This window comes from Streptomyces sp. SM1, assembly GCF_002910825.1.
Lineage (GTDB): Bacteria > Actinomycetota > Actinomycetes > Streptomycetales > Streptomycetaceae > Streptomyces > Streptomyces okerensis.
This window is the reverse complement of the sequence record NZ_NEUB01000625.1, coordinates 1-11069: the sequence shown is the minus strand read 5'-3', so window position 1 is coordinate 11069 and position 11069 is coordinate 1. Positions and strand designations below refer to the sequence as shown.

Sequence of the window (11069 nt, the reverse complement as noted above, 5' to 3'; positions counted from 1 at the left end):
CGCAGGACGCGGGCGCACTCGCCGACGACCGCCCGTACCTCCTCGGGGCCGGGCATGAGGTGCAGCAGCCACACGCTGACGACGGCGTCGAACCGGGCGTCGCCGAAGGGCAGCCGGCGGCTGTCCGCGCGGACCACGGCACCCGGCAGACGGGCGGCGGCCATCCGGGTCATCGACGGCGCGAGATCGGCGCCCGTCACCCGCAGGCCGGGGCGGGCGGTGGAGAACCGCCGGGTCACGATGCCGGTACCGCAGGCCACGTCCAGCAGATCGCGCGCGGTGCCCGGTACGAGGCTCAGCACGGCGTCGGCGGCGGCCGCGGCCCGGGGTTCACCGCCGCGCAGGGTGTCGTACCGCTCCGCTTCCTCGTCGTAGTCCAGCACACGCCTCAGTGTGCACCGTGTCCGGGCGCCAGGTCCTCCACCCTGCGGGCGAGCTCGACGTCCTTGGCGGTGACGGCGCCGCCCGCGCTGTGGGTGTGCACGGACAGGGACACGGTGTCGTAGCCGAGGGTGAGGTCGGAGTGGTGGTCCAGTTCCTCCTGCACCCGGGCGATGTGGACGACCATCGCCGTCGCCGCGAAGTGCGAGCCGAGCCGGTAGGAGCGGGTGAGGCGGTCCCCGTCGAGCGACCAGCCCGGCAGTCCGGCCAGCCGGTCCTCGAGCTCCTTCTGCGACAGCGGTTCGACGGGCATGGGCCGCACTCCTTCACCGGGTTCGGGATCCGGCTCTCGTGCCGGACTCCCAGGCTGCCACAGAAGGGCCACCGGGGCCCTGGCCACGGGCGGGCGGCTCCCCCGCCGCTCCCCGGTACGCCGCTTCTCGACTACCGTCCCTGACATGACCACCGTCCCGACCGGCCCGTCCCGCGCCGCCTCCGCCTCCCCCTCCGCCGCCGGGGGTGTGGGCCCGCTGCTGCGGGCCTGGCGGGAGCAGCGGCGGGTCAGCCAGCTGGAGCTGGCCCTGCGCGCCGACTCCTCCGCCCGGCACATCAGCTTCATCGAGACCGGCCGCTCCCGGCCCAGCGAGGAGATGGTGCTGCGGCTGGCCGAGCGGCTGGACGTCCCGATGCGCGAGCGCAACGCGCTGCTGCTGGCGGCCGGTTACGCGCCCAGGTTCCCGCACACCCCGCTGGACGATCCGGCGCTGGACGCGCTCCGCGACGGCATCGAGCGGCTGATCGGCGCCTTCGAGCCGTATCCGGCGCTGGTGGTGGACGCGATGTACGACGTCGTGGCGGCCAACCGCGGGGTCATGATGCTGTTCGACGGGATGCCTCCGGCGCTGCTGACACCGCCGCTGAACGCGGTACGGCTCACCCTGCACCCGCAGGGGCTGGCGCCGCGGATCCTGAACCTGCGCGAGTGGCGCGGACATCTGCTGGAGCAGATGCGGCGGCACATCGCGCTGCGCCGCTCCGAGCCGCTGCGGGCACTGTACGAGGAGGTCGCGGCGTACCCGGTGCCGGACACCGGCGGACGGCACCCGGAGGAACCCGGGGAGCCGGTGGCGTACTTCGCGCTGCCGATGGTCGTCGAGCACGAGGGGCGGCGGCTGTCCTTCGTGTCGTCCATCTCGACCTTCAACACGCCGATGGACGTGACGGTCGCCGAGCTGGCCGTGGAGACGCTGCTCCCGGCCGACCCGGCGACGGCCAAGTACCTTCAGACCTGGTTGAGTTGACGTGCCCTGAGGGCAAGGTGCTGGAGCACGGCGAAGGCCCCCACCACGAGCGCCTGGAGGACCGTCCACACGGCACCCGCCGTGGTGGGGGTGAGCCACAGCGCGAGCGCGGCGAGACTCACCGCCGTCCAGGCGAGGTTGACCTCGACGACAACACGTACGCCCGCCGCCGGCGGGTGCGGCCGGGATGCCAGCAGCCCCACACCCGTCGCGTACACGGCGAGGATCGCGCCGAGCAGCAGGAGCAGGCCGGTACCGGCGCCGAGGAAACGTCCCAGCGTGCCCGGGAGGACGAGGTAGGCGAGCGCGTTGGCGCCGGTGACCGCGGCGTCGAGGGCCAGGAAGCGGCGCAGCATCAGCTGCGGCTCCACCGTCCGGGCGAGCGTGGCAATCGGGGTCGCGGACATGATGAATCACCCTCCGTCGGGGTTCCGTCGCGGTGCGGGGTGCCGGATCCCGGGCCGGAGTGCGCCGGCCCGGAACCCGGTGCGTCCACGATCCCGTGGGAGCCGGGCGGCGTCGATTACCTGCCGGGTAAGGGCCGTGGGGAGCAGGGAAACAGGGCGGATCACCGTGGCTCGTGAGAGTGTCGGAGGAACATGACAGACTGAGCCCATGCCCGGGCGCGTTGGGGAGGCGTGGCGTTGAGTGAGCGGCGGGCCGCACCGACCGTGGGCCAGGTGGTTCTGGGAAGGCGGCTGTACGAGTTGCGGGAGGCCGCGGGCCTCTCGCGGGAGGAGGCTGCCCGGATCCTGCGGGTGGCGCCGGCGACCGTGCGGCGGATGGAGATGGCCGAGGTCGCGCTGAAAATTCCCTACGTCCAGCTGCTGCTGACCGCGTACGGGGTGGCCGAGAGCGAGTCCGACGCGTTCGTGGAGCTCGCGGAGGAGGCGAACCGGCCGGGCTGGTGGCAGCGGTACCACGATGTGCTGCCCGAGTGGTTCAGCCTGTACGTGAGCCTGGAGGGCGCCGCCCGGATCATCCGCTCCTACGAGCCGCACTTCGTGCCGGGGCTGCTGCAGACCGAGGACTACGCCCGTGCCGTCCTGGAGGCCGGGACCATCGGCAACGCGGGGCGGGACGCGGTCGAGCGGCATGTGTCACTGCGCATGGAGCGGCAGCGGCTGCTGGAGCGCTCCGATCCGCCGCACCTGTGGGTGCTGATGGAGGAGACGGTGCTGCGGCGGCCGGTGAGCGTCGACGGGAGGGTGATGCGCGACCAGCTCGACAAACTGCTCGACTACTCCGCGCGGGACCAGGTCACGCTGCAGATCGCCGAGTTCGCGGACGGGCCGCATCCGGGGACGTACGCGCCGTTCTCGCTGTTCCGCTTCGCGGAGCCGGAGCTGCCGGACATGGTGTTCACCGAGTACCTGACCGGTGCGCTGTATCTGGACTCCCGCAAGGAGGTCTCCGTGCACCTGGAGGTGCTGGACCACATGACGGCTCGGGCGGCCTCGACACACCGTACGGAGAAGCTCCTGCGGGAGTGCCGCGAACACTACTGACCACCATCCCGCAAGCCCTCCCGCCCTCCGTCTCCCGTCTCCGTCTGCGCGGGCAGTCGTGCCGCAGGGCGATGGGGGTCCCCCGCTCGAGCGAAGCCGAGAGTGGGGGGTGGGCGCGACGGCACCCCGCTCACGCCGGGTTGCGCAGTCGCCCCCGGCCCGCACCGACACCGCTTCACTCACGTCGTTGGCCAGGTGCCGCTGCGCCCACCCGTGCCGCCCTGGGGGCACCCCTCTGGGGGAGGCACGACTGCCCACAGCTGCGGCGGAGGACCGCAGGCCGGAGCAGAACGCGCCGTCGTCGCGAACGCGGTAGGCCGCCTGACCGCAGCTGCGGCGGAGGACCGCAGGCCGGGCGAGGTCAGGCTGGTCCGTTGTTGCGCTTTTCGTTGTCTTCGTCGACGATCTCCGCGTCCACGACGCCCTCGTCGTCCCGGGGCGGGGCGGTGTCCTGCTCGGCACCCCCGGAGGGATTCGCGTACATCGCCTGGCCCATCTTCTGGCTGACCGCGGCGAGCTTCTCCACGCCCGCGCGCAGCTCGGCCGTGTCCGCGGCCTCCCGCTCCAGCAGCCCCTTCAGTTCCGTGACGGCCGCCTGGACCTCTGACCTGGTGTCCCCCGGCACCTTGTCCTCGTTCTCCCGCAGGAACCTCTCGGTCTGGTGGACGAGTTGCTCACCCTGGTTGCGGGTCTCGGCGGTCTCGCGGCGGGCGCGGTCCTCCTCGGCGTACTGCTCGGCGTCGCGCATCATGCGGTCGATGTCGTCCTTGGGCAGGGCCGAGCCTCCGGTGACGGTCATCTTCTGCTCGCGCCCGGTGGCGAGGTCCTTCGCGGAGACGTGCATGATCCCGTTGGCGTCGATGTCGAAGGCGACCTCGATCTGCGGGACGCCGCGCGGGGCCGGCGGCAGGCCGGTGAGGTCGAAGACGCCGAGCTTCTTGTTGTAGGCGGCGATCTCGCGTTCGCCCTGGTAGACCTGGATGCCGACGGAGGGCTGGTTGTCGGTGGCGGTGGTGAAGATCTCCGAACGCCGGGTGGGGATCGTGGTGTTGCGCTCGATCAGCTTGGTCATGATGCCGCCCTTGGTCTCGATGCCGAGGGACAGCGGCGTGACGTCGAGCAGCAGCACGTCCTTGACGTCGCCGCGGATGACACCGGCCTGGAGGGCGGCGCCGAGGGCCACCACTTCGTCGGGGTTGACGCCCTTGTGCGGTTCCTTGCCGGTGAGTTCGCGGACCAGGTCGGTGACGGCGGGCATCCGGGTGGAGCCGCCGACGAGGATGACGTGGTCGATCGCGGACAGCTTCACGCCGGCGTCCTTGACGGCCTGGTGGAAGGGCTTCTTGCAGCGCTCCAGCAGGTCCTCGGTGAGTTCCTGGAACTGGGCGCGGGTCATCTTCTCGTCCAGGTGCAGCGGGCCTTCGGCGGAGGCGGTGATGTAGGGCAGGTTGATGGTGGTCTCGGTCGACGAGGACAGTTCGATCTTCGCCTTCTCGGCGGCCTCCCGCAGCCGCTGCACCGCCATCCTGTCCTGCGCCAGGTCGACGCCGTAGTGCCCCTTGAAGCGTTTGGCGAGGTACTCGACGACGCGCTGGTCCCAGTCGTCGCCGCCGAGGTGGGTGTCGCCGTTGGTGGCCTTCACCTCGATGACGCCGTCGCCCATGTCGAGCAGCGACACGTCGAAGGTGCCGCCGCCCAGGTCGAAGACGAGGACGGTCTGCTCGTTCTCCTTGTCGAGGCCGTACGCCAGGGCCGCCGCCGTGGGCTCGTTGATGATCCGCAGCACCTTGAGGCCGGCGATCTCCCCGGCCTCCTTGGTGGCCTGCCGCTGGGTGTCGTCGAAGTACGCCGGTACGGTGATCACCGCGTCGCTGACGTCCTCGCCGAGGTACGACTCGGCGTCCCGGCGCAGCTTCTGCAGTACCCGGGCGGACAGCTCCTGCGCCGTGAAGCGGGTGCCGTCGACGGAGCCCTCCGAGGGAAAGCGCCACTGGGCGTCGCCCATGTACCGCTTGACCGACCGGGCGGTGCGGTCGATGTTCGTCACGGCCTGCCGTTTGGCCACCTCGCCGACCAGCACCTCGCCGTTCTTCGCGAAGGCCACCACGGAGGGCGTCGTACGCGCCCCCTCCGCGTTGGCGATGACGGTGGGCTCGCCGCCCTCCAGCACGGCCACCACCGAGTTCGTGGTTCCCAGGTCGATTCCGACGGCACGTCCCATCGCTGTCCCCTTCCGCCTCAGGGCACCTCTCCGGACTACCAGCACAAAACTTGAGCGCCCTGTTGTCAATGGTTTGAATGGGTGGTTGTCAATGAGAGGTGTGGGCGTCCGCTTGTTCCCGCAGTTCCACGGCGCGCCGCGGACGGTCCGTGATCAGCACGTCCACGCGCGGGTCGCCGAGGAAGCCCCGCAGGGCAGCGTCCTCGTTCACCGTCCACACCATGGTGAACAGTCTGTTACGCGCCGCCTCACGCAGCACGGTGGCGCGGGCCAGACGCTGGTGCACGGCGACCCCGTGGGCGCCGCAGGCGCGGACCCGGCGCATCGGGAGCAGTTCGCTGACGCGGGTGGCCACCAGGCGGCGCCGGCCGATGCCCGTGCCGTCCCGGCCGAGGGACAGGACGGTGCGCACGCGCGGATGGGCGGCGGTGATGGCGGCGACCGAGCGGTCCTCGAGGGTGGTGGCGACGAAGCCGTCCTCGCCGAGCAGGGCGACCGCGCGGTCGGTCAGCTCCCGCTCGTGGCCGGTCTCCTTCAGGTCCAGGTGGGCGACGAGTCTCCCCGCGACCAGTTCCATGACCTCGTCCACGACGGGCACGGGGTATCCGGCGCGCTCGTTCAGTTCGGCGTGGGTGAGCGCGGACAGCGGCGGCCCGGTGCGCCGTACACGGGGGTCGTGGTGGACGACGAAGACGCCGTCGGCCGTGCGACGGACGTCGAACTCGACGTACTCCGCGCCCGAGACGAGCGCGTCCTCGTAGGCCTCCCAGGTGGCCGGGGCGGCGCGCTCGGAGCCACCGCGGTGGGCGGAGACGGCGGGGCGTGACGTCATGGTGGCCGGCTCCCGGAGGGGACGGGCCGCGGGCCGCCCCGGGCGGAGCGGCCCGCGGCGGCTCGACGCGGCGAGCGGGTCAGGCGAGCTTGGCCGTCAGGGTGATGTTCGTGCCCTTCAGCGCCTGGCTGACCGGGCAGTTCACCTTGGCGTCCTCGGCGGCGGCGACGAAACCGGCCTCGTCGAGGCCGGGGACGGTGCCCTCGACGGTGAGGTGGATTCCGGTGATGCCCTCACCGGGCACGAACGTGACGTCCGCGGAGGTGGTCAGCTTGGTCGGCGGGTTGCCGGCCTTGTCGAGACCGTTGGACAGGGCCATGGAGAAGCAGCTGGAGTGCGCGGCGGCGATCAGCTCCTCCGGGCTGGTCCTCCCGTTCGCCTCCTCGGCACGCGACGCCCAGGTGACCGGCTGCTCGGCGATGGCGCCGGAGGAGTCGAAGGCGACGACCCCGCTGCCCTTGAAGAGACTGCCTTCCCAAACGGTGTGTGCGGAGCGCGTGGCTGCCATGACGCATCCTTTCGAAAAATGTCCGGCCGTGTGTCCGGCGGTGCTCGGTCCGGGTGCCCGGATCACCGGGCACCCTCCCCCATCCGATCACATCACGGCTCAACTCACCCGGAAGACGGGCCCTCTCGGGGTGAACGGCAGCCGCGCGCCCCGCGGGATCAGGTACGCGTGCTCACGGCGGACCCGCAGGACGTCGCACCATCCGTCGGTGATGACCAGGACCGGTGCGGCGGGCGGGAAGCCGTCGGCGCGCTGGAGGAAGTCGATGCCGGGCCGCAGGACGGTGCCGCCCCGGCCGTGCACCCGCACCCTCCCGGCGATCTCGGTGACCGGCACGTATCCCGCGTCGTGCGGTGCCGCGTCGCAGAACACCACGCGGGCGGCCGGTACGTCGCGGGCCTCGGCGTAGGAGGCGATGGCGCCGAGGGCCTTGCCGAGCAGGACCCGGTCCATGGAGCCGGAGGTGTCCAGGACCACGCCGAAGGTGCAGCGGGCGATCTCCTCGGGCGGGAAGTACCGTCCCGCCCGGGGGATGCCGGGGGTGGAGGCCTGGCGTCGGGAGGGACGCGCGTACGAGCGGAGGGGCTCGGGGCGCGGCACGAACTCGTCGAACCAGCGGGCCAGCCGGGCGTCCCAGGGCACCGGGGGGTGGCTGAGCGCGCGGATCTCCTGGACCAGTCCGGCGGGCAGGAAGCCGCGCTCCTGCCGGTCGTGCAGGTCCAGTCCCTGGGCGAGGCCGCGGCGGTAGAACCCGTCGAGGTCGACGTGGTCGCGGGGCGGGCCGAGGGGGCCGCCGAGGATGTCGCCGAGCCCCTTGCCGCGCAGCGTGGCCTGCCGGCGCATGCGCCGCAGGTCGACGGCGATCCGGTCGTGGACCTCCTCGGCGGACAGTCCGTCGAGTTCCTTGTCGTACAGCAGGCCCTCGGGCATGGTGCCGACCCGCATCTCGCGCGGCCAGCCGTTGACGACGTAGTCGCAGGCGACGTTGAACAGGAAGGGGTCGCGTCCGCCGCGGCGGTCGCCGTGGCGCAGGGCGGCGTGCAGCATCTCGTGGGCGAGGACGAACCGCCATTCCTCGTTTCGAGGCGCCGCAGCGGGTTGACGTGGGTCTCCCCGGCCGCGGCGTCGACGGCGGCGACGGAGATGCCGTGGGCGCGCGCGAGTTCGGCGTCGGCGACCGACGTGATTCCGGCCGCGATGCCGCCGAGCAGGGGGTAGGAGGAGACGAACCAGCCGAGCGCCCGCTCCCAGGGTCGCCGGGGGACGGGCTTGCCGTCCAGGGTGTCGCGGCGGCCACCCGCCATGTCCATCGCCGCGGAGACGGTGCGGGTGAGGGCGGTGGCGAACGCCAGCTGGTGGTCCGGTGGCTGTCCGTACCAGCCGTCCCACGGCAGGAGGAACAGGTCCGCCACGCCGGCCGCCGTGCCGCAGCGCTCGTACACGGCCGGGACCCCGTCCCGGCGCCAGCCCGCGGCGAGCCGCTCCTCGTCGCCGTCGGGGTAGGCGGCGGGCAGGAGGTCGGGGGTCCTGCCGACGGGGAAGCCGAGCAGGAAGCGGTTGACGACGACGCAGCGGGCGGCGAGCTCACCGTGGTCGGGCTGCTCGCGTGTGCCCTTCGCGGCCGGGACGTGACCGAAGCCGAGATGGAGGACGGCGTGCGCGAGGGCCCACGCCCAGGCATCCGGGTCGGCCACGCGGTCCGGATGGGCGTGCAGGACGGCCTCGGAGTCCACGCGCACCAGCCCGTCGCGGGGCGCGAGCTCGCAGTCCTCCCGGCGGCAGACGTCGAAGTCGACGGCGGCCAGCGCGGGGTTGGCCCGCACCAGCCGCAGTCCCGCGTCGAACGCCTCCTGCGCGAGGTCCCGCTTCTTCGGCCCCTTCGCGTTCTGCGGCCCCTTCGCGTGGGCGCGGCTCACCGGCGCGCCTCCACCAGCCGGGGCATGTCGCGGGCCGCCTCGACGAGGAACCAGGCCGGCAGGACCGGGTTGCCGTCGTCGTCGGAGGCGATGACGGTCTGGGCGACCTCGACGGAGATCTCGGCGAGCTGCACGAGCAGTGACTTGGCGCGGTACGCGGTCTGCCGGCCGTTCGCCGACATGTGCTCCTTGGACGCCGGGAGTTCCTTGACCAGGCGTCCGCGGAACGACTCGGCGAGGTAGTGGAGCAGGTCGCGGTCCTCGACGCGGTGCGGCCAGCGGGCCTCGCCCTTGATGACGGCGTCGATCCCGAAGCGGCTGCGGACGATCTTGACGTAGCCGCAGAAGGCGGTCGCGTGGGCGGGGGTGAGCGTGCCGTGGGCGAGGACCTTCAGGGTGTCCTCGCCGAGGTCGCGGCCGAAGGAGTGCAGCGCGTCGGAGAGCATGTGCCAGGAGCGGGGCGTGGAGAACGGCTCCTCGGTCTTCGGCGGCTTGGACCACAGGTGGTCGGGGCGGTCGGTGAGGTGGTCGGTGACCCACGGGTGGATGCCGTTGCCGGCCGCCCAGACCAGCCAGTCCCTGGCCGACACCTCGAGATGGACGTGGGTGAGCCGGTTGATCAGCGCGGAGGCGATGGGGCGGGCGAGCGCGTTGTCGGTGGCGCGGTTGCCGGCGCCGATGACGATGGAGCCCTCGGGCAGTTCGTGGTCGCCGATACGGCGGTCCAGGATCAGCGAGCAGAACGCCTTCTGCACGTCCGGGGTGGCCGCGTTGAGCTCGTCCAGGAACAGGCAGTACGGCTCGTCACGGGCGATCGCCTGCGGCGGGCAGAACACCGAGCGGCCGTCGCGGATCTGCGGCACACCGATCAGGTCCTCGGGGGCGAGCTGGGTGCCCAGCAGGCTCACGCACTCCAGGCCCAGGCTCTCGGCGAACTCCCTGACCAGGGAGGACTTTCCGATACCGGGAGCCCCCCAGAGGAACACCGGCCGCACGGTCGCCAGACCGAGCAGCAGCTCCGGGACACGGGAGGGGGTGACGGTGACGGCTGCCTGCACGCAAGGGCTCCTGGAGGTCCGGGAAGGGAGAAGGGAGAACGGGGAGGGGGAAGGCCGCGAGGGCGCCGAGAAGCCGGCGGCCGGGCCGGGGGTCTCTGGGATCACCCGGGTCACGCCGCTCACCGTGGGCACCGGAGCCAGTGAACTGCGCCGCGCGGAGGCGGCGCAACGCGTTTTCCGCCGCGTCAGCCCCGCCGTGCACGGTCGAGGGTCTCGGCCACCCAGTCGTGGAGGACCAGCCGAGGGAAGAACCGGCCCACGGTGTCGAGGGTGAACGAGAAGCCCGGCGCCAGCGACGCGTCCCGGTGCGCCACACAGACCGCCACGTGGGTGTCCGGGGCGAACCGGGCCGCCCCGAAGGGGCCGATCCGGTTGATCCTCGCGTGGATACGGTTGCCGTACACCAGCGCGGCGCAGCCGTGCTCCCGGGCCTTGGCGGCCGGGACGCCGCGGACCCAGCGGTGCAGCTCGTCGAGATACCCGTACTCGGCCCTCTCGCGCAGACCGGTCCGCTCCACCCGGGCGTCCCCGTGGCCGTCGAGGAACACCAGGAGCTGGGGGACGCCCTCGCGGCGGCTCCAGTGGGCGGGGAGGTCCCGGGCAACACGGTCCAGGACGCACAGGATGTCCGCGCGCACGGCAGGGTCGAGCCCCCGCAGCGCGTCGGGCGTGTACGCGGCGTGCGGGTTCGTCGCGTCGTCGTCGGGGGCCGCGTCGCGCGGGTTCATCGCGCTATCATCGCCAGGCCGTGGCGGGCGGGGCAACGGCGGGTTCAGGCCGCGCGCTTGTGGTCCGGAGCCGACGGCAGCTCCGCGTCGTCCGCCTCCGTCAGCCAGCGGCGCAGTACCCGGTGGACCTGTTCGGCGCCGGCGAGGACCGTGCCCTCGGCGACGGGCGGCGACAGGGTGAGCGGGGACAGCAGGAAGGGGCGGGACTGGGCGCCGCCGAGGCCGCCGTGCGAGCCGATCTGCTCCTCGAAGGCCAGCACCTCGCCGTCCGCGGGGTCGTGGAAGGAGTTGACCATGATGTCGGCGGTGTGCGGGAAGGTGTGGGTGCGGCGCACGACGTCGGCGGCGCCGGGGCCGAAGGCCGCCAGGGGTCCGGGATCGTCGTCCAGCTCGTCCAGCGGGATCTCCGCGCCGTACGCGCCGAGCACGACCCCGCCGTGGCGTTCGCTGCGGACCAGGAGGAAGCCGATGCCGGGGTGGTTGGCCAGGGTCGGCAGCAGCGCGGGGTGGCGGGCGTCGATCTCCTCCTTGGTCATCCGGTGCTGCACGTCCGGGAAGGAGATCAGGCCCAGGTTGCCCGAGGCGAGCACGACGGGCTCGGAGCCGCGCGAGGGAC

10 protein-coding genes and 2 pseudogenes are annotated in these 11069 nt (G+C 72.6%); 2 read left to right on the top strand and 10 right to left on the bottom strand.

Annotated features, from left to right (window positions below; genetic code table 11):
• Positions 1 to 383, bottom strand: a 383-nt coding sequence (locus B9S61_RS15880) for a class I SAM-dependent methyltransferase (protein WP_146064857.1), incomplete at its 3' end; no start/stop codon positions are given.
• A gap of 5 nt (positions 384 to 388) precedes the next feature.
• Entirely contained in the window at positions 389 to 694 is a 306-nt protein-coding gene (locus B9S61_RS15875) for a 4a-hydroxytetrahydrobiopterin dehydratase (protein ID WP_103542846.1), read from the bottom strand.
• A gap of 145 nt (positions 695 to 839) precedes the next feature.
• Here B9S61_RS15875 and B9S61_RS15870 point away from each other — a divergent pair, with 145 nt between their 5' ends.
• Positions 840 to 1682 carry a helix-turn-helix domain-containing protein gene (locus tag B9S61_RS15870; protein ID WP_103542845.1) on the top strand — a complete coding sequence of 281 codons (843 nt, stop codon included), beginning with the start codon at positions 840 to 842 and terminating at the stop codon, positions 1680 to 1682.
• Here the strand turns inward: B9S61_RS15870 and B9S61_RS15865 are convergent.
• The gene (locus B9S61_RS15865) at positions 1664 to 2089 is read right to left on the bottom strand and encodes a hypothetical protein (RefSeq protein WP_103542844.1); all 426 of its coding nucleotides are present in this window, start codon (positions 2087 to 2089) and stop codon (positions 1664 to 1666) included. The two genes, B9S61_RS15870 and B9S61_RS15865, sit on opposite strands and share 19 nt — an antisense overlap.
• Positions 2090 to 2326: 237 nt before the next feature.
• Here B9S61_RS15865 and B9S61_RS15860 point away from each other — a divergent pair, with 237 nt between their 5' ends.
• Positions 2327 to 3190 (top strand): helix-turn-helix transcriptional regulator, encoded by an 864-nt coding sequence (locus tag B9S61_RS15860; protein WP_103542843.1) that lies wholly within the window; start codon positions 2327 to 2329, stop codon positions 3188 to 3190.
• A gap of 361 nt (positions 3191 to 3551) precedes the next feature.
• Here the strand turns inward: B9S61_RS15860 and dnaK are convergent, their stop codons facing one another.
• From dnaK to B9S61_RS15825, 7 genes and pseudogenes are all read right to left on the bottom strand, one after another.
• Positions 3552 to 5411: a molecular chaperone DnaK gene (gene dnaK / locus B9S61_RS15855; RefSeq protein ID WP_103542842.1), complete on the bottom strand. Its 1860-nt coding sequence runs from the start codon at positions 5409 to 5411 to the stop codon at positions 3552 to 3554.
• 88 nt (positions 5412 to 5499) lie between these two features.
• Entirely contained in the window at positions 5500 to 6243 is a 744-nt protein-coding gene (locus tag B9S61_RS15850) for a glycerophosphodiester phosphodiesterase family protein (RefSeq protein WP_103542841.1), read from the bottom strand.
• A 79-nt stretch (positions 6244 to 6322) separates the two neighbouring features.
• Complete coding sequence (locus B9S61_RS15845) at positions 6323 to 6751, bottom strand: OsmC family protein (protein ID WP_103542840.1); 429 nt, start codon at positions 6749 to 6751, stop codon at positions 6323 to 6325.
• Between the two features lie 99 nt (positions 6752 to 6850).
• Positions 6851 to 8667: pseudogene (locus B9S61_RS15840) on the bottom strand (hypothetical protein).
• On the bottom strand, positions 8664 to 9725 hold the full coding sequence (locus tag B9S61_RS15835; RefSeq protein WP_103542839.1) for an ATP-binding protein: 1062 nt from the start codon (positions 9723 to 9725) through the stop codon (positions 8664 to 8666). Before B9S61_RS15835 ends, B9S61_RS15840 begins: the two are co-directional and overlap by 4 nt.
• Positions 9726 to 9910: 185 nt before the next feature.
• Positions 9911 to 10453 carry a hypothetical protein gene (locus tag B9S61_RS15830; protein ID WP_103542838.1) on the bottom strand — a complete coding sequence of 181 codons (543 nt, stop codon included), beginning with the start codon at positions 10451 to 10453 and terminating at the stop codon, positions 9911 to 9913.
• A 44-nt stretch (positions 10454 to 10497) separates the two neighbouring features.
• Positions 10498 to 11069 (bottom strand): annotated as a pseudogene (locus tag B9S61_RS15825) (hypothetical protein); the annotation flags it as partial.